This is a genomic window from Microvirga sp. ACRRW, assembly GCF_022346925.1.
Taxonomy (GTDB): Bacteria; Pseudomonadota; Alphaproteobacteria; order Rhizobiales; family Beijerinckiaceae; genus Microvirga.
In genome coordinates this window covers 408,435-427,013 of the sequence record NZ_JAKRNJ010000001.1, presented here as the reverse complement: position 1 = coordinate 427,013, position 18,579 = coordinate 408,435, and the positions used below count along the sequence as shown (strand labels likewise).

Below are 18,579 nucleotides of genomic sequence, written 5' to 3'. Positions count from 1 at the left end.
TCCATCCAATTGGGTAAAGCCTCCCGGATGGGGTTGGCTCTTGACCCCCGCATAGGTTAAAGAACCTCGGTGCATCGTTAAAAATCACCGGGCACCGTTTTTGGAGGACCGCGAGGCATGTCTTTCGCGAAGGTTTACTTGAGCTTGAGAGCTGTTGCTGGACGCGCGCTGCTGGTTGGCGCCTGCGGTCTGGCGCTCGCGGGCTGCGATACCCTGTCGTCGATCAATCCCTTCGACAAGAGCGAAACCTATAAGCCGGAGATCGTCGCCGATACACCGGCTGAAGAGATCTACAACGACGGTCTCGCCCGGGTCCAGAAGCAGGACTTCGAAGGCGCGGCCAAGAAGTTCAGCAGCCTCGACCGCCAGTACCCCTATTCCGAGTGGGCGCGCAAAGGGCTGATCATGGAGGCCTATGCCAGCTATGAAGGCGGCATGTACGAGGAGGCCATCACCGCCTCCAAGCGCTATCTCCAACAGCACCCGAACACCTCGGACGCAGCCTATGCCCAGTACCTGATGGCATCGTCCTATTACGATCAAATTCCGGACATCACCCGCGATCAGGCCACTTCCGAGCGTGCCATTTCCTCTCTCCAGGATCTGGTGCAGCGTTACCCGCAGTCGGAATACGTGGCTGACGCGAAGAAGAAGATCCAAGTGGCCAGCGACCAGCTCGCCGGCAAGGAGATGGAGGTTGGCCGCTTCTACCTGCAGAAGCGCAACTATTCCGGCGCCATCAACCGGTTCCGCACCGTAGTTTCGCGCTATCAGACGACCCGCCATACGGAGGAGGCCCTTCAGCGCCTCGCCGAAGCCTACATGGCCATGGGCATCGTCAGCGAGGCGCAGACGGCCGCCGCCGTTCTCGGCCACAATTTCCCTGACAGCTCCTGGTACAAGGACGCGCATGCATTGCTGACCAAGGGCGGCGTCGAGCCGCGCGAGGACTCCCAGTCCTGGATCAGCAAGGCCTTCCGCGGCGTTCCCCAGGTCGGTCAGCGGGCGGGGTAAGTAAGCCTCCCTCCCATGCTGATCCAGCTGGCGATACGCGACATCGTCCTCATCGACAGGCTTGAGCTTCATTTCCGTGAGGGCCTTTCCGTCCTCACGGGTGAAACGGGCGCGGGCAAGTCTATCCTGCTCGACGCCTTTGCCCTGGCTCTTGGCGGGCGCGGTGATGGAAGCCTCGTTCGCCACGGCGAGTCTCAGGGGCAGGTGACGGCTGTCTTCGATTGCCCGATGGATCATCCGGCCCGCCGCATTGCGGCTGAGGCGGAGATCGATGTGGATGGGGACCTGATTCTGCGACGCGTCCAGGTGGCGGACGGGCGCACCCGCGCCTTCGTCAACGATCAGCCCGTGAGCGTCCAGGTTCTCAAGGCCATCGGTGCGACCCTAGTCGAGATCCATGGCCAGCACGACGACCGCGCCCTCGTCGATCCCGTCAGCCATCGCGCCATTCTCGATGCCTTCGGCGGCCTTTCCGATGAGCTGCAATCCGTGTCCGAGGCCGCACGCCGCGTGCGGGAGGCGAGGGCGGCCCTGCAGGAACATCGCAGCCGCATCGACAAGGCCCGCAAGGAGGCCGATTTCCTGCGTCATGCCGTTGAGGAGCTGTCCAAGCTCAACCCGCAAGCGGGTGAGGAGGAGGCCCTGGCTGAGCGCCGGGTTGTCATGATGCAATCCGAAAAGGTCGCGCAGGATCTGAACGAAGCCTTCGAGGCTGTCGCGGGCAACTCATCTCCCATTCCGGAGCTTTCGGCGGCCGTGCGCAAGCTGGAGCGCCGCAGTGCCCAGGCGCCTGCTCTCGTGGACCCGAGCGTGAAAGCCCTCGATGCGGCGCTCGTCGCCATCGACGAGGCCCGGGCGGCCCTGGAAGAGGCGATCCGCGCCACGGAATATGACCCCCGTGAGCTGGAACAGACCGAGGAGCGTCTCTTCGCCCTTCGCGCTGCCGCCCGCAAGTACGACGTGCCCGCCGATGAGCTAGCGGCTCTCCGGCAGCGCTTCGAGGGTGACGTATCCGCAATCGACGCCGGCGAGGAGCGTCTTGCCGGCTTCGAGGCCGCACTGAAGGAAGCCGATCAGGCTTATCTAGCTGCCGCCCGGAAGCTCTCCGCTGGCCGCAAGAAGGCGGCCCAAGCGTTGGATACCGCCGTGCAGGCGGAACTGCCGCCCTTGAAGCTGGAGCGCGCCAAGTTCATCACCGAAATCCAGACCGACGAGGACAGCCGCGACCCGGCAGGCTTCGAGCGGGTGGAGTTCTGGGCCCAGACCAATCCAGGCACCCGTCCTGGCCCCCTCATGAAGGTGGCCTCGGGCGGTGAGCTGTCGCGCTTCATGCTGGCCCTCAAGGTTGTGCTGGCGGACAAGGGCTCCGCCCCGACCCTCGTGTTCGACGAAATCGACACCGGCGTCGGCGGCGCGGTGGCGGATGCCATCGGCCAACGCCTCGGACGTCTGGCCAAGCGAGTCCAAGTCATGGCCGTTACTCACGCCCCGCAGGTGGCTGCCCGCGCCGAAAGCCATTTCCTGATTGCCAAGGAAGGCGTCAACGGGGCCGAAGATCGCGTCGCGACACGGGTCGTGCCCCTGGAAGCAACGCCGCGCCGCGAGGAAATTGCCCGGATGCTCGCAGGCGCGACGATCACCGAGGAAGCCCGCGCTGCGGCTGCGCGGCTTTTGGAAGCTGCTGCTCATTAACAGGGCGCGCAGGAGGCATGCTGTTTAAGCCTCTACCGAAGTTCATCGAAGCCGGCTAACAAGTTGATAAGGTATCGAGGCGTCAACAAGTGTCTTCGACCCTGAGCGGTGCAATGCCGCTTCCGAGCCGTTCCTTGTCCAACCCAGGGCTTCATCCTTGTGAGGCACGAACCTCTCCCAACTGTGGGTCTGAAGCGCAAGCCAGCTCTCTGGCTTCTGGTGCTCATTACCTTCAGTGGCACTCTGGCGATGCATATGTTCGTGCCGGCGCTCCCGATCGCCGCGCAGGATCTCGGCGCCAGCATCGCCTCCATGCAGATGACCATCAGCCTCTACATTCTCGGGCTGGCGTTCGGGCAGCTCATCTACGGGCCGCTTTCCGACTGTTTCGGGCGCAGACCTATCCTGATGGTCGGACTTGTTCTCTACACCGCAGCCGGGATTGCCGCTGCCGTCGCGCCGGGTGTCTATGCACTGGTGGCCGCGCGGCTCTTTCAGGCCTTGGGCGGCTGTGCCGGACTGGTTCTGGGACGCGCCATGGTGCGGGATATGTCCGGTCCCGAAACGGCGGCCCGACAGCTTGCCGTAATGAACCTCATTGTGGTGATCGGGCCGGCTCTTGCGCCGCTCTTCGGCGGGCTGCTCGCCTCCACCTTCGGCTGGCGCTCCATCTTCCTGCTGCTCATCGCGCTTGGTGCGTCGAACCTTCTCTTCGCATGGCGCCTCCTGCCGGAAACGGGACAGCCCTCCGGCGCGATCAGCGTTCTCTCTTTAGGGCGCGACTATAAGGGGCTTCTCAAATCGCGTGCGTTCCTCGGCTACACGATTGGCGGAAGTTTCGCGACGACGTCGGGATATGCCTTCATTGCGGCTTCTCCCTTCATCTTCGAGGAATTTGGCCGGCCGGCCTATGAAGTGGGTATTGCTCTCGGATTGATGGCAGTGGGTGCCTCCATCGGCAGCGCCTTGGCGAGCCGCTTCATCGGCAGGGTAAAGATGGAGCGCCTGATGGTGGGAGCCAACGCCCTGAGCACTGTTTCCGCCTTGGTACTTCTCAGCCTCGTTCTGTTGGGAATGGTCGATGTATTCTCAGCCGTTGGCCTCATGATCCTGTTCACGATGGGAGCGGGCCTGTCGAGCCCGGCAGCCCTGACCAAGGCCGTGAGCGTCAATCCCAGGCTGATCGGTTCGGCAGCGGGGCTTTACGGGTTCGCGCAAATGGCTGTCGGCGCCGTCTGCACTTCCTTGTCCGGGCTGGGTCATGATCCGGCGCTTGCGGCGGCCTGCGTGTTGGCAGCCTCGGGTATCATCAGCCAAGCCGCATTTGTGGGCGCCTTGCGGAACGAGGACGCTGACGAGGCTTGAGCAGGAATTATCTAGGGCCTTAACCCTGGAGAGTCGCGGCCAAGACGCTATGGTTCAATCGACACCAACCTCGATTCGACCATGTCCGCACAAAACGCACCTTCCCTGAAGCCTGTCGACCAATTGAACCTCTCCGAAGCGCGTGCCGAGCACGAGGCTCTGGGGGCTGAAATCGCGGAGCATGACCGGCGCTATTACGAGGAAGATGCGCCCACGGTCTCGGACGCGGAATACGACACCCTGCGCAAGCGCTACGAGGCGCTGGAGGGGATGTTTCCCGAGCTCAAGACCTCGGAAAGCCTGACGCAGAAGGTCGGCTCCAGAGCATCGGAAAAGTTTGCCAAGATCAAGCACCGCATACCGATGCTGTCCCTCTCGAACGGGTTCGCAGACGAGGAGGTCGAAGAGTTCGTCGAGCGCATCCGCCGCTTCCTACAATGGAAGGCGGATGCGCAGTTGATTTTCACGGCTGAGCCCAAGATCGACGGCCTCTCGCTCAGTATCCGCTATGAGAAGGGCAAGCTCGTCTCGGCGGCCACGCGCGGCGATGGCGCGGAAGGCGAGGACGTGACGGCGAATGCGCGCACGGTCGAAGACATTCCGCATGTGCTGAAAGGATCGAACATTCCCGAGGTGTTCGAGGTGCGCGGCGAGGTTTATCTCTCGCACAAGGATTTCGCAGCCATCAATGAGCGGCAGGAGGCGGCAGGCAAGCCGCTCTTCGCCAATCCGCGCAATGCTGCTGCCGGCAGCCTGCGCCAGCTCGATCCAAACATTACGAAATCGCGTCCGCTCTGTTTCTTCGCCTATGCGTGGGGCGAGGTGAGCGCCATGCCCGCCGATACGCAACACGGCATGATGGATGCCCTGCGCGCCTTCGGCTTCAAGGTCAATAAGCTCACGCGCCGTTGCTCCAGCGTTGCGGAGATGCTCGAGCATTATCATGCCATCGAGACGGATCGCGCCAATCTAGGCTACGACATCGACGGTGTCGTCTACAAAATCGATGATTTGAACCTGCAACAGCGCCTCGGCTTCGTGTCGCGTTCGCCCCGTTGGGCGTTGGCGCACAAATTCCCCGCGCAGAAAGCGGTGACGGTGTTGGAAGGCATCGAGATCAATGTGGGCCGCACGGGCTCGCTCAATCCCATTGCGCGACTGCGCCCTGTCACCGTCGGCGGCGTCGTCGTGTCGAATGCGACGTTGCACAACGAGGATTACATCAAGGGTATTGGCGGCAACGGAGAAAAGATCCGCGAGGGCGTCGATATCCGCATCGGCGATACGGTCATCATCAACCGCGCAGGCGATGTGATTCCGAAGGTGCTCGATGTAGTGCTGGACAAGCGCCCCTCTGATGCAAAGCCTTATGAATTTCCCACGCAATGCCCGGCCTGCGGCAGCCATGCGGTGCGCGAGGTCAATCCGCGCACGGGCAAGGAGGATGCGGTACGCCGCTGCACCGGCGGCCTCATCTGCCCGGCGCAGGCGCGCGAACGCCTGAAGCATTTCGTCTCGCGCAACGCCTTCGATATCGAAGGCATGGGTGAACAGCGCATTGATGAGCTATTCGAAATCGGTTTAGTCAGGCTTCCCCATGATATCTTCACTCTTGAACACCGCAATCGTCAGGGGCTTTCTCGTCTAGAGAATCGAGAAGGCTGGGGAAGCCTAAGTGTCGGTAATTTATTTGCCGCTATCAATGCAAAGCGCTCGATATCGCTTAATCGCTTTATCTATGCTCTGGGCATACCTGATGTTGGAGAGGCAAGCGCAAAGCTTCTAGCTAGACACTTTCATACTTATAGTAATTTCTATGACTATATGAATGAGGGCGTATCGTTCGTTCTTCAATTGTGGGGAAATGAAGCTCGTTCAGCCTTCGGGGGCAAACTTGATCTCACTGACCCTGAAAAACTTAAGGAGCTCTTCGATATTTTCCATGAGAAGAGCAACTATGAAAGCGTTAATCTAGCTAAGCTGCGTTACATAGAAGGTGTGGGGCCAATTATTGCCAGACGCTTGATTGAGCACATGCATCGCTTCAAACGTGAGAATTCCCAGCTTCCTAACATGCATGATTGGGAGATAGGCCTGGCAAGGATAGAGAGATTTTCTGAAAAGAATCGAGAGAAGTTTTTCGAACACTTCTCCTCATCCAAAAAAGCATATGATGCAATTTCTGAAATCGAAGAGCAGTTAGATCGTTTATGGGGCAGCCTGCTAAGCGATCTCGCTACTCGATTAGACTACGATGTTTCCCAATCTGAGTATGCGCGTAAGTTACATTATGGCTGGCCAAGTTTATCTGCAGACGTCGCACGTTTGATGTCTATGGAATCTAAACATTTTGAGGACGTGATCTCGATAGATGGATTTGGTGAGAAGGCTTTGTATTCTGTGCTTCATTTCTTTATGGAGCCAAGAAATAAGGCTGAGATTGATGCACTGACATTTTCAAATGAACCTAATAGCCGGCCGGTATATGTAGAGGACTATGAAACGGTGGCATCTGAATCTCCAGTTGCCGGCAAGACGGTGGTCTTTACGGGCTCGCTCGAGCAGATGACCCGTGAGGAGGCGAAGGCCATGGCTGAGCGGCTCGGGGCTAAGGTGGCGGGGTCCGTTTCCAAGAAAACGGATATCGTCGTGGCCGGTCCCGGCGCGGGTTCGAAGCTCGCGAAAGCGGCCGAGCTTGGCCTTCAGGTCATGGACGAGGATGGCTGGTTCGCCCTCGTCGGGCGTAACGGTTCGTGAGTGGAATGCCCATGACAATCTATAAACGCGAGATCCGCGCAGGCTTGCGCGACATCGCCCCTGTTGCCGTCGCGGCCGTCCCCATCGGCCTACTGTTCGGAGCACTTGCTGCTGCTAAGGGATTGTCACCGCTGGAAATCGGGCTGATGTCCAGCCTCGTCTTTGCCGGTGGCGCGCAATTCGCAGCGACTGAGGCGTGGCTTCATCCGGCTCCCATCGCGGCGCTTACTTTCGCGACCTTGCTCATCAATGCCCGTCACGTGCTCATGGGAGCTTCGCTGATGCCGAAGCTGAAGATGTCGCGATCTCAGCAACTTGTCGCGATGTTCTTCCTTACGGATGAATCCTGGGCACTGTCGGAAAGGCGTGCGCTTGAGCGGCCGATCACAGGAGCTTATTGGGCCGCCATGGCTGCCATATTGTGGCTGAACTGGGCGATATCCAGCACGCTTGGCGCCGTTCTCGGTTCCCTCATGGGTGATCCTTCGCGCATCGGCGCGGACTTTGCCTTCACGGCGCTGTTCATCGGGCTTGTGGCCGGTTTTGGTTGCAGTCGCGTGACCCTTGTGACTGTCGGTGTCAGCGCTGCCGTTGCCGCACTCGTGCATTACTTCATTGGTGCGCCGTGGCATGTGGCATCCGGCGCGCTCGCGGGCATTGCCGCCGCTTATCTTGCCGCCCCTAAGGAGGCGCATGCATGAGCCTCGATACGACAACGCTGCTCGCTATCATTGCCATGGCGGTGGTGACTTATATCACACGTATTGCTGGCCTCTTCGTGGCGGATCGTCTCGTGCTCACAGGCCGCGCAAAAGCGGCCTTCGATGCGATCCCACCCGCCGTGCTGGTCTCCGTCATAGCACCGACGGCTTTGACGACGGGGTGGGCGGAGGCGATTGCAGCCGCCATCACCGCCGTCGTTGCCTTCCGTTTGCCGCTGCTCGCCACCATCGCCGTGGGCGTTGCCTCGGTTGTGCTGCTGCGCAACCTGATCTAGCCAATCGCGCGCGTCGCATCCTCAAGCCACGCGCGCGTCTGCGCATCGACATGCGGGCCGATCTTCTCGCGTACCTGCGCGTGATAGTCGTTGAGCCATGCGATCTCGTCTCTTGTCATGATGGAAGGCTCCACCAGGCGCAGGTCGATGGGTGTGAAGGTAAGAGTCTCGAAGCCCAGCATCTCGCGATCACCACCAGCAATCTTGCGCGGCTCCACGAGGATCAGGTTCTCGATGCGGATGCCGTAATCGCCCTGCTTGTAGAAGCCCGGCTCGTTGGACAGCATCATGCCGACCTCAAGCGGCGTCGTGCCGGTCTTGGCGATGCGCTGCGGGCCTTCATGCACGGAGAGATAGCTGCCGATGCCGTGGCCTGTGCCGTGATCGAAGTCGAGGCCCGCATCCCATAGAGGCTTGCGGGCAAAGGAATCGATCTGCGCGCCTGTCGTGCCCTTCGGAAAAACGATGCGGGCGATGGCGATGTGGCCCTGCAGCACACGGGTGAACCGATCCTTCATTTCTGCCGTCGGTTCTCCCACGATGATCGTGCGCGTGATGTCGGTGGTGCCATCCTCATACTGTGCGCCGGAATCGATGAGGAAGATCTGATTGTTCTCGATCTTGCGATTGCTTGAAGCGGTGACGCGATAATGGGGCAGGGCGGCATTCGGGCCCGCGCCAGATATGCTGGGGAACGAGATGTTCTTCAGCGCGCCGGTTTCGACACGGAAGGCCTCCAGCGCTTCGACGGCATCGATCTCGGTCAGCTGTCCTTTCGGGGCCTCGCGGTCGAGCCATGCGAGATAGCGTGCCATCGCCACGCCATCGCGCAGATGCGCGGCATGCGAGCCTGCGATCTCCGCCTTGTTCTTCACCGCCTTCATCAGCGCGATGGGATCGGCTCCCACATCCACCATGCCGCCTGCGGCTTCGATGCGGCGGATCAGGGCGACGGCGCCGGTGGCTGAATCCACACGCACCTTGCCGCCTTTCTGGCCGAGCGTATCGAGTGCGCTCTGGAAGGTGCCGATGGGCGCGAACTCGGCGAGTTCGCCAACTGCGGCTCCGGCTTCGTTGGTGATTTTCGCTGGATCGAAGAACAGGCTCGCGCGGCCTGCCTTCGGCAGCACGGCATAGCCGAGCGGCAGCGGGGTGTGACCCACATCGCCGCCGCGCAGGTTAAAGGCCCAGGCGAGGTTGTGCGGATCGGAAATGACGAGCGCATCGAGTTTGGCTTCCGCCATCTTCTTGCGGATGCGCTCCAGTTTCGCTTCGGCAGTCTCACCGGCATAATCGAGCGGATGAGGGCGCACACGCTCCTGTGGCGGGGCCGGCCGGTCGATCCAGATTACGTCGACCAGATTGATATCGACGGGAGCGAGCTTGCCGCCCGCTTTCGCTGCGGCTTGCTCCAGGCGCTTCAGGCTGTCGCTCGTGTGCAGCCAGGGATCGTAGGCCAGTGTGCCGCTTTCCGGCAGGTTTGCGGCAATCCAGTCTTCAGCCGACATGTCGGCAAGCTGCACAGGTGTGATCACGGAGGTGTCCACCTGCTCGGCAGCCTGGACCGTGTAGCGCCCATCGACCACGAGAGCGGCCTTGTTCAGAAAGATAACGGCAGTGCCTGCGGAGCCTGTGAAACCGGTGAGCCAAGCAAGACGCTCGGCGCTTTTTGGCACGTATTCTCCCTGGTGCTCATCGGCGCGCGGCACGACGAAGCCATCGAAGCTGCGACGGCTCAGCTCTGCGCGCAGCTTGGCAATGCGGGCGGGGCCCTGGGAAGGGGAGGTCGTATCGTCGAAGAATTGGAACTGAGCCATCCGTACAGCACCGGAATAGGAATGTGGAAGGCAGCACGCTATGCCGGAGCAACAGGCCCTGCAACCGCTGTAAGCCATAAGGGGCTGCATAAGCGGCAGGCAACTTGCCCAATCATCATGCGTCGGGTGCCTAGGCTTTAATATTTTCTGATTGTGCAGTGCAATAGATGCATGGCTCACATGCAATCGCCCCGCCTACAACTAAAGTCGTGTCTGGCTTATGTATAGCGTAACAAGAACAGAGGAACGCTGAACCGAAGGGTCTCACGCCAATCTGTTGGAGATGAGCCCATGAACACAGCTGTTTTGAATTCCGTCTACGCTACCCCGGCCAAGGCCCCGTCCACGTTCTCTCTGATTGTCCGGAGCGTCTTGGATGCTCTTACCGAGAGCCGTGCCCGGAGCGCCGCTCGCGAGCTGCGCCGTCATGAAGCCCTCAGAGCTGATCTGATCCGCAAGCAGGATCACTCCGCTGACTTCCTGAGCCAGAGCGCCGATCTGCCGTTCAAGATCTAACCCTCGAATTCCATTCGAAGAGAAAAGAGTAAAACCATGTTGATCGTTATTGCCATGAAGTTCGTTCGCGATGTCATCGCCGATGCTTTCCAGCTCCGTCGCGAGATGGCAAAGCGCTATCCTGGCGTCATCGCCGAGTAAGCCTGACAAATTTATCCGCTTATTGGCGGGGCTGCGGACGTGCGCTGCCCCGCTTCAGTACGAGGGCTGCCCAGCCTTCTAGGTCGTAGCGCCGTTGCAAATACCAGCCTTGCTGCGCGTAAGCCGACAGCACACCCGGAACATCATGGCCGAGCAGGCCTGAGAGAATGAGCGTTCCGTCATTACTCGCCACCCGTACCAGCGAGGGCGCCAGCATCCTCAGGGGCTTTGCCAGGATATTGGCGAAGACCAGATCGAAATGGCCCGGACGATCAGCCTCGGCGTTGCGGGTGCCGGGGCCGACATAGAGCTTCATCCACTGGCCGATGCCGTTGAGGCGAGCATTCTCCTTCGCCACCCGCACCGCTTCCGGATCGATGTCGCCCGCAACCACGGGCCGCTTCAGCACCTTGGCCGCAGCGAAGGCCAGAATGCCCGTGCCGGTACCGACATCGAGCACATGGCGAGGTGTGCGGATTTTCAGTTCATCCACGAAGGCTTGAAGGCACCCGAGGGTCGTGCCGTGATGGCCTGTGCCGAAGGCGAGGCCTGCCTCGATCTCGATGGCGATGTCGTTGTCGCGGCGCTGCTCCCGGTCGTGAGAGCCGTGGACCAGAACGCGCCCAGCGCGGACGGGCTTCAGACCTTCCAATGAGGCCTTCACCCAATCTTTCTGTTCGAGCGGCAGAAACACGCCTTTGTCCGCCTCCTCACCGACAATGGGGCGCACGAGATCGCGGATGGCGGTCTCGTTCGGCTCATGGGCGAAATAGGCCTCGAGCAACCAGGGGCCGTCCTCCACCGTCTCGAAGGCGGCAACGGCTGTCTCGGCGGGATCGAAGATCTCTCCGATCAGATCGGTCATGACGCGCGCGGAGCGCTCATCCGTGGTGATGCGGAAGACGTGGGTGGGGCGGTTGGGGTGCAGACCTTCAAGCATGAGGCTGCTCTAGCATCCCCCGTGTTCCGTCTCAAGCGATCCGAAAGGTCTTGAGGCCGGAACCGCCTGGACTCGCGCCCGTTCTTCAAGCGCTAAGCCTTTCCTATGACGCTTGAGGCGGCGCCTGAGAGCCCGCAGGAGATCCCCATGTCCGGACGTCTTTTCGATAAGGTCGCCATCGTAACGGGTGCCGGAACCGGCATCGGCGAAGCCATTGCGCTCAAATTCGCCCGTGAAGGCGCACGCCTTCTCCTTGTCGGCCTGCCTGACGACCCTGTGGAGGATGTGGCGCGGCTTATCAACGGAGCGGGAGGCTTCGCCGAGGTCTACCTGGGCGATATTGCGGAAGAGCGTCACGCTCAAGCTGCGGTGGAGGCCTGCGTGAGCGCCTATGGGCGCATCGATGTACTCGTGAACAATGCCGGTGTGTTCCTGGCCGCAGCGGAGACGCAGGATTACCCCATCGAGAAGTTCGACGAGACGCTTCGCTCAAACGTACGTTCCGTCTTCCTGATGACCAGGTTCACTTTGCCTTATCTGCAGAAGACCTATGGCAACATCGTCTCCACCGGCTCGGAGGCCGGCATGATCGGAATTGCCCAGAATACGATGTATGGCGGCACCAAGGCCTTCATCCATTCCTTCATGCGTGGTGTTGCGGTTGAGCAGGCCGCCTATGGCGTTCGCGCCAACTGCGTCTGTCCCGGTCCCATCGATACAGCCTGGACGCACAAGTCGACCGGCCCGATGGATGGAATCGATGATGATCGAGGCGACGCCGATGGGGCGGCGCGGCACGCCGGAGGAAGTGGCGAACGTGTTCTGCTTCTTGGCATCAGATGAAGCGAGCTATGTGACCGGGGCGCTTTATGCCGTCGATGGCGGTGTCATGACGGCCAAGGGCGGCGTCGGCTCCATGGCGTCCTCGCACTTCAAAAAGCAGCCGAAGAGCACGCTGCCCACGCGCCATTCGCATGATGGCTTGAAGAACAAGGATTACGAGACGCTCACTTGAAGCCAAGGATGCCGGTTCTCACACCGGCATCAGCTCTCTTGCCGGTTCGAGAATCTTGAGGCGCTCAGGTTCGATGGATTTGTAGTGACGTTGCAGATCGGTGATGTAATCGCGCACGATGGGCGCGGCATCGCGCTTGCGGGCAAGCTGCATGTGGAACACGAGCTGGCTGCCCGTCGTGAACATCGTCTCCGCGGAAATGAGATAGAACTCGAACATCCGGCAGAAGCGCTCGTCATACATGGCGGCGATCTTCTCGCGGCTCGCCTCGAAACGCTTATGCCAATGGTTCAATGTCTTGGCGTAGTGGATGCGCAGGAATTCGAGATCCGTCACCCAGAGAGAGTTCTGCTCTGTGACAGGGAAAACTTCCGACAGGGCAGGGGAGTAGGCTCCCGGAAAGATGTACTTGCGCAGCCATGGGCTTGCAGTGCCGGGCGGGCTCATCTTGCCGATGGAGTGCAGAACCATCAAGCCGTCATCATCGAGCAGGGCGTTGATCTTGGCGAAGAACTCGCCGTAATGATGCACACCCACATGCTCGAACATGCCCACCGATACGATGCGGTCGAAGCGTCTGTCGACCTTGCGGTAATCGAGCAATTCGAAGCGCACGCGGTGCGACAGGCCCGCGCGCCGTGCCTTCTCGTTTGAGAGCTCGTATTGCTCCTTGGAAAGCGTGACGCCCGTGACATCCACATCTTCCATCGCGGCGAGATAGAGCGCGAGGTCGCCCCAGCCGCTGCCGATATCGAGGATCTTCAAGCCGGGTTTGAGCTGCAGTTTGGCCGCGATGAGGCGAAGCTTGTTCTGCTGCGCTTCTTCCAGCGTGTCGTCATCATTGATGAAATAGGCGCAGGAATACTGCATCCCCTTGTCGAGAAAGAGCCTGTAGAAATCGTTCCCGAGATCGTAGTGATGTGCCACGTTCTGTTGCGCCTTGCCGACGGGGTTCGCCTGCTGAAACCGCTTCACGGTGCGTGAGATGCGCTTCAGCACGTTCTGCAAGGGGTAATTCGCCAGTGTAGAGCGGTTCTGAGAGAAGAGATTCAGGAAGTCCCGCAGTGTAGAGCCTTCCTCGAAGCTCATGCGGCCATCCATATAGGCCTCGCCTGCATGAAGTTCCGGGTTGAGGAAGAGCTTGTGATACAGCGACTTGTCCGTCAGCCGCATCGTGACGTTCAGGCCGGGCTTATCGCCTCCGAAGATGTGAGTTTTGCCCTCTGCATCGATGACCTTCAAAGTCCCAGTGCGCACGAAGGATTTTAACATATGGGAGAGAGGAAACATCTGTGCCTCACGGTTGTGCCGTTCGGGTACGGATAGTTCCACAGTTGTGAGAAGGTGGCTAGAGCTCAGTTGCTTCTTGGGAAAAGCCTTTAGCCTAGTGCCTCAACGAAGCTATCGAGCACCATCTTGCGCCCCGCTTTGTCGAACTCGACGGTGAGCTTGTTGCCGTCCACCGCCTCGATGGTGCCGGGGCCGAATTTCGAGTGCAGTACGCGCCCGCCGATGGCAAAGCCCGAGGTGCCGGTGGATTTTGCCACCAGCTCGCCCTCAATCATCATCGGGCCACGGCGTTCGCCCGAACGGCGAGCGGAATAGCCGCCATCTTCGGCGCCGGCGCGATGGGCCTGCGCGCGTTGCCAGCCGGGCGTCTGATAGGACGAGCCGCTGAAAGACTGCATGCGGTCGAAGCGTGAGCCGCCGTATCCGCCACTATGAGAGAAGTTCGCGGGCGCCTCCACGATCTCGACATCGCCTTCCGGCAGATCGTCGATGAAGCGGCTGGGAACAGTCGAGTTCCACAAGCCGTGGATGCGTCGATTGGAGGCGAAGTAGATCTTCGCGCGGCGCTTGGCGCGGGTAATACCCACATGCGCGAGGCGGCGCTCTTCTTCTAGGCCTGCGCGGCCGCTCTCGTCGAGCGCGCGCTGATTGGGGAAGAGACCTTCCTCCCAGCCGGGCAGGAATACGGTGTCGAATTCGAGGCCTTTTGCGGCGTGCAGCGTCATCAGGCTCACGCGCTCGGTCGTATCGCTCTCGTTCGCCTCCATCACCAGCGAGACATGCTCCAGGAAGCTTTGCAGATCCGGGAACTCCTCCATGGAGCGCACAAGTTCCTTTAGGTTTTCGAGGCGGCCTGCGGCATCGGCGGATTTTTCCTTCTGCCACATATCCGTATAGCCGGATTCCTCCAGCACCGTCTGCGCGACTTCCGACTGCGACATGGTCTCGGAGAGCTTCGCCCAACGGCCGAAGGAAATGAGCAGATCGCGCAACGTCGCGCGCGGTTTCGGCTTCAGCTCGTCGGTCTCGACAATGAAGCGCGCGGCTTCCATCATCGGCACGCGGGCCGCGCGGGCATGGTTGTGCAGCACCTGAATCGTCGCATCGCCAAGGCCGCGCTTGGGCACGTTGACGATGCGCTCGAAGGCGAGGTCGTCGGCGGGCTGATTGACGACACGCAAATATGCCAGCGCATCACGGATTTCCGCGCGCTCGTAGAAGCGCGGGCCGCCGATGACCCGATAGGGCACGCCGAGCTGCACGAGCCGGTCTTCGATCTCGCGCATTTGCGCCGAGATGCGCACGAGGATGGCGACCTCCGACAGCGAATGCTTCTTGGAATGCAGCGCCTCGATCTCCTCGCCAATGAGGCGAGCTTCCTCCTCCGAATCCCATGCGCCGGTGATCGACACCTTCTCGCCAGGCTCGTCTTCCGTGCGAAGCGTCTTGCCAAGGCGGCCCTGGTTCTTGGCGATCAGCACGGAGGCTGCAGAGAGAATATGGCCGGTGGAGCGGTAATTGCGCTCCAACCTGATCACGGGCGCGCCCGGAAAATCGTGGTCGAAGCGCAGGATGTTGTCGACCTCGGCGCCACGCCAGCCATAGATCGACTGATCGTCATCGCCCACGCAGCACAGGTTCTTTCGCTTCTGCGCGAGCAGGCGCAGCCAGAGATATTGCGCGACGTTGGTGTCCTGGTACTCGTCCACCAGCATGTAGCGGAAACGTTCCTGGTATTGCTCCAAAATGTCCGGATGCTCGCGCCACAGGCGAAGGCATTCGAGCAGCAGATCGCCGAAATCGACGGCGTTGAGAACCTTCAGGCGCTCCTGATAGGCGCGGTAGAGCTTACCACCCTTGCCGTTGGCGAAAGCACCGGCCTCACCGGCAGCCACCTGATCAGGCCCGAGGCCACGGTTCTTCCAACCGTCGATGAGACCGGCGAGGTGGCGCGCGGGCCAGCGTTTCTCGTCGATGCCTTCCGCCTCGATCACCTGCTTCATCAGGCGCAGCTGGTCATCCGTGCCGAGAATGGTGAAGTCGGAGCGCAGGCCCACGAGCTCTGCATGGCGGCGCAGGATTTTGGTGCCGATGGAGTGGAAGGTGCCGAGCCACTGCATCCCTTCGGCTACCTCGCCGATGGCACGGCCGATGCGCTCACGCATCTCACGGGCAGCCTTGTTGGTGAAGGTCACTGCCAGGATCTGCGACGGCCAGGCTTTGCCTGTGGCGATTAGATGGGCGATGCGGGTGGTGAGTACCCGGGTCTTGCCGGTGCCGGCGCCGGCGAGCACCAGAACGGGGCCTTCGGTCGCCTCCACGGCGGCGCGCTGCTCCGGGTTCAGGCCGTTGAGATAGGCAAGCTGGGGCGCAACCGCCGCGCGGGCGCGGGCGCTCAAGGAACCGGAGGAGGGCTGGTGCGCCAGATCGTCGTGAGGATCGGGGCTGTTATCAGGCTGATTCATCGGCGCGACCATGGATCAAAAGGCGAACGGCGTCGAGCCCGGAATTGCCGATAGCCCTGGGACAGGGCGGTGGATCAAGGCTCGTCATCGTTGTTGGAAGAGGTTCTCGTCGCCATATGGTGATGACAGGCCACGAAAGGAATGTCCCATGCGCTTGCTTGTCACGGCTGCGATCTGCCTTGGACTTGTCCTGCCCCTGGCGGCACAGGCCCAACCCTCGCTATTGCCGAGCCAGCCACGGTCCGAGCGTCAGGTCGACGACATCAACCGCAACATACGGCAGGACCAGCGCCTCAACGACGTTCAGCGACAGATCCAAACGGACCGGAACCAGCTTAGGCAGGATATCGACAGGCAGAGGCTGTTCTCCAACACCCCTTCGCCCTTCCGCAACTGCCCTGCGGGCTCGGCGGGGTGCTAGTGGCGAGTGCCCAAGGCGAGCAGGGCCTCGTGCTTCTCGAGTCTTGCCGGAACGCCGATGATCCGGCCCAAGGCCTGTGGCCGTTGAAGGCGCGTATGGGCTGCCTTCATCACGGCGAGATTGGCAAAAATATCCTCGGGGAAGGGTGAGACCTTGCGGGTTTCCATGTCCACGTGGAGAGACAACCCTTCCATGGTCGCGGCGACCCAGCCATCCGTCGCATGGCGGATCTCCATGTAGTAGTGGATGCGCTTCTCGTCGTAATCGACGAGCTGAAGCGTCACACGTACCTGATCGCGCACCTTCAATTCACGCTTGTAGAGGGTATGGATCTCAGCGGCGAAGGAAGAAGATTTGCGCTCTTCCAGATATTCCCGGCCGAGGCCGATGAGGCTGAAGCCCTCATCCAGGGCACGGTCGAAGAGCACATGGTAATAGGCCATGTTCATATGGCCGTTATAGTCGATCCATGCGGGCTCGACCCGCATCGTGGACGATACGAAGGGTGCGAAGAAGAACACAGGAGTCTTCTTCTCCATGGTCATTTCTCTCCCTCAATGCCGCTCACGACCGTCAATCTCCTGGAAGCAAGGCAGGAATGTTAGCACATATCCGTCCGCCATCCATGGGCATATTGGCCCATTTGACCTTCAGAGTATTGCGTTAATGCCCATTTTGGTAGGTATGGATAACGAGCATCGTCACCGGAACCTATTGCCACCATGAGCGCCATTCTCTCGTCCAGTCGTTCCAAGCCTTCGGAAGCCGTCATTTCGGCTTTGACAAAAGAACTCTCCACTCGCTTCGGAGACCGGATGACGACCTCCGCAGCCGTGCGGGAGCAGCATGGCCACACACTCACCTGGGTGAAGAACCAGCCGCCGGATGTCGTTGTTTATACCCGCACCACGGAGGAAGTGTCCGAGATCGTGAAGCTCTGCGCCGAGAAGGGGGTTCCGATCGTTCCCTTCGGCACAGGCACCTCGCTCGAAGGTCACATCAACGCGCCCGAAGGTGGCGTGTGCATCGACTTGAGCCTCATGAAGCGCATCATCGCCGTGCATGAGGAAGACTTGGACTGCGTGGTCGAGGCAGGCGTGACCCGCAAGGAGCTGAACGAGCACTTGCGCGACAAGGGCCTATTCTTCCCCATCGATCCGGGAGCGGATGCCTCCATCGGCGGCATGGTCGCTACCCGCGCCTCCGGTACCAATGCTGTCCGTTACGGCACGATGAAAGACGTAGTGCTCTCGCTGACGGTCGTGCTGCCGAACGGCGAGATCGTGAAGACCGCAAGCCGCGCCAAGAAAAGTTCGGCAGGCTACGACCTTACCCGCCTCATGATCGGCTCGGAGGGGACGCTCGGCATCGTGACCGAGATCACGCTCAAGCTGCAGGGTATCCCTGAGGCCATCTCGGCCGGTATCTGCCCGTTCCCCTCGGTCAAGGCTGCCTGCGACGCAGTGATCCTTACCATCCAGTCCGGTATTCCGGTGGCGCGCATCGAGCTGCTCGATGAGGTGCAGGTGAGGGCGGTGAACCTTCACGCGAAGCTGGACCTGCCTGAGAGCCCCTTGCTGCTGCTGGAATTTCACGGCTCGGATGCGGGCGTTCAGGAGCAGGCTGAGCGCTTCGGCGAAATCGCGGCGGAATATACGGACCAGCCTTTCGTATGGGCGACGAAGCCCGAGGAGCGCTCTCGCCTCTGGCAGGCCCGGCACGATGCCTATTGGGCGGCTCGCGGCCTGCGTCCCGGCGCTCAATCGGTGGCAACCGACGTCTGCGTGCCGATTTCGCGCCTTGCCGAATGCGTGGACGAGACGAAACGGGACATTCTCGACAGCGGCATGATCGCCCCCATCGTGGGCCATGTGGGAGACGGCAATTTCCACGTTCAGCCGCTCGTGAACGTGGATGACCCTGCGGAAGTCGCTGCCTGTGAAGCCTTCGTGGACCGTCTCGTGAAGCGGGCCGTTGCCATGGAAGGCACCTGCACCGGCGAGCATGGTGTTGGCCAGAAGAAGATGAAGTACCTGGAAATTGAACACGGAGAGGCCGCGCTCGACCTCATGCGCGTCTTGAAACGGGCCATGGACCCGCACAACATCATGAACCCGGGTAAGATCGTTGCACTTTGACGGTGGAAGGA

Annotated in this window: 16 protein-coding genes; 11 read left to right on the top strand and 5 right to left on the bottom strand. The window is 60.7% G+C overall.

The annotated features are described in order from the left end of the window. Window positions 1-117: 117 nt before the first annotated feature. The 6 genes from MHY87_RS02075 (at window position 118) to MHY87_RS02050 (ending at window position 7,825) form a co-directional block, all read left to right on the top strand. Complete coding sequence (locus MHY87_RS02075) at window positions 118-1,014, top strand: outer membrane protein assembly factor BamD (RefSeq protein ID WP_239348892.1); 897 nt, start codon at window positions 118-120, stop codon at window positions 1,012-1,014. A gap of 15 nt (window positions 1,015-1,029) precedes the next feature. After that, window positions 1,030-2,706 (top strand): DNA repair protein RecN, encoded by a 1,677-nt coding sequence (recN, locus tag MHY87_RS02070; RefSeq protein ID WP_239348890.1) that lies wholly within the window; start codon window positions 1,030-1,032, stop codon window positions 2,704-2,706. Window positions 2,707-2,889: 183 nt separating this feature from the next. Continuing rightward, complete coding sequence (locus MHY87_RS02065) at window positions 2,890-4,071, top strand: multidrug effflux MFS transporter (RefSeq protein ID WP_239348888.1); 1,182 nt, start codon at window positions 2,890-2,892, stop codon at window positions 4,069-4,071. Between the two features lie 81 nt (window positions 4,072-4,152). Further along, entirely contained in the window at window positions 4,153-6,828 is a 2,676-nt protein-coding gene (ligA, locus tag MHY87_RS02060) for an NAD-dependent DNA ligase LigA (RefSeq protein WP_239348886.1), read from the top strand. Between the two features lie 11 nt (window positions 6,829-6,839). Continuing rightward, the gene (locus MHY87_RS02055) at window positions 6,840-7,529 is read left to right on the top strand and encodes an AzlC family ABC transporter permease (protein ID WP_239348884.1); all 690 of its coding nucleotides are present in this window, start codon (window positions 6,840-6,842) and stop codon (window positions 7,527-7,529) included. Further along, window positions 7,526-7,825 (top strand): AzlD family protein, encoded by a 300-nt coding sequence (locus MHY87_RS02050; RefSeq protein WP_239348882.1) that lies wholly within the window; start codon window positions 7,526-7,528, stop codon window positions 7,823-7,825. Before MHY87_RS02055 ends, MHY87_RS02050 begins: the two co-directional genes overlap by 4 nt. Here MHY87_RS02050 and MHY87_RS02045 read toward each other — a convergent pair. Then, entirely contained in the window at window positions 7,822-9,642 is a 1,821-nt protein-coding gene (locus MHY87_RS02045; protein WP_239348880.1) for an aminopeptidase P family protein, read from the bottom strand. The genes MHY87_RS02050 and MHY87_RS02045 overlap by 4 nt on opposite strands. Before the next feature lie 291 nt (window positions 9,643-9,933). On the opposite strand from MHY87_RS02045, the gene MHY87_RS02040 reads away from it, so the two are divergent. Beyond that, entirely contained in the window at window positions 9,934-10,158 is a 225-nt protein-coding gene (locus MHY87_RS02040; RefSeq protein ID WP_239348878.1) for a hypothetical protein, read from the top strand. A 160-nt stretch (window positions 10,159-10,318) separates the two neighbouring features. Here the strand turns inward: MHY87_RS02040 and MHY87_RS02035 are convergent, their stop codons facing one another. Next, window positions 10,319-11,239, bottom strand: coding sequence for a 50S ribosomal protein L11 methyltransferase (locus MHY87_RS02035; protein ID WP_239348876.1), 921 nt, complete (start codon window positions 11,237-11,239; stop codon window positions 10,319-10,321). A gap of 147 nt (window positions 11,240-11,386) precedes the next feature. Between MHY87_RS02035 and MHY87_RS02030 the strand changes: the two genes are divergently transcribed. Then, the gene (locus MHY87_RS02030; RefSeq protein WP_255726174.1) at window positions 11,387-12,082 is read left to right on the top strand and encodes an SDR family NAD(P)-dependent oxidoreductase; all 696 of its coding nucleotides are present in this window, start codon (window positions 11,387-11,389) and stop codon (window positions 12,080-12,082) included. Further along, complete coding sequence (locus MHY87_RS02025; protein WP_370644807.1) at window positions 11,991-12,254, top strand: SDR family oxidoreductase; 264 nt, start codon at window positions 11,991-11,993, stop codon at window positions 12,252-12,254. Before MHY87_RS02030 ends, MHY87_RS02025 begins: the two co-directional genes overlap by 92 nt. An 18-nt stretch (window positions 12,255-12,272) precedes the next feature. Here the strand turns inward: MHY87_RS02025 and MHY87_RS02020 are convergent, their stop codons facing one another. Both MHY87_RS02020 and MHY87_RS02015 read right to left on the bottom strand, forming a co-directional pair. Then, complete coding sequence (locus tag MHY87_RS02020) at window positions 12,273-13,544, bottom strand: cyclopropane-fatty-acyl-phospholipid synthase family protein (protein WP_239348874.1); 1,272 nt, start codon at window positions 13,542-13,544, stop codon at window positions 12,273-12,275. An 89-nt stretch (window positions 13,545-13,633) separates the two neighbouring features. Continuing rightward, the gene (locus MHY87_RS02015) at window positions 13,634-16,009 is read right to left on the bottom strand and encodes an ATP-dependent helicase (protein WP_239348872.1); all 2,376 of its coding nucleotides are present in this window, start codon (window positions 16,007-16,009) and stop codon (window positions 13,634-13,636) included. A 148-nt stretch (window positions 16,010-16,157) separates the two neighbouring features. On the opposite strand from MHY87_RS02015, the gene MHY87_RS02010 reads away from it, so the two are divergent. Next, window positions 16,158-16,430: a hypothetical protein gene (locus MHY87_RS02010; protein ID WP_239348870.1), complete on the top strand. Its 273-nt coding sequence runs from the start codon at window positions 16,158-16,160 to the stop codon at window positions 16,428-16,430. Here MHY87_RS02010 and MHY87_RS02005 read toward each other — a convergent pair. Further along, a complete protein-coding gene (locus MHY87_RS02005; protein ID WP_370644806.1) occupies window positions 16,427-16,975 on the bottom strand; it encodes a thioesterase family protein in 549 nt (182 codons plus the stop codon). The genes MHY87_RS02010 and MHY87_RS02005 overlap by 4 nt on opposite strands. Before the next feature lie 177 nt (window positions 16,976-17,152). On the opposite strand from MHY87_RS02005, the gene MHY87_RS02000 reads away from it, so the two are divergent. Beyond that, complete coding sequence (locus MHY87_RS02000; RefSeq protein ID WP_239348866.1) at window positions 17,153-18,568, top strand: FAD-binding oxidoreductase; 1,416 nt, start codon at window positions 17,153-17,155, stop codon at window positions 18,566-18,568. Window positions 18,569-18,579: the final 11 nt, after the last annotated feature.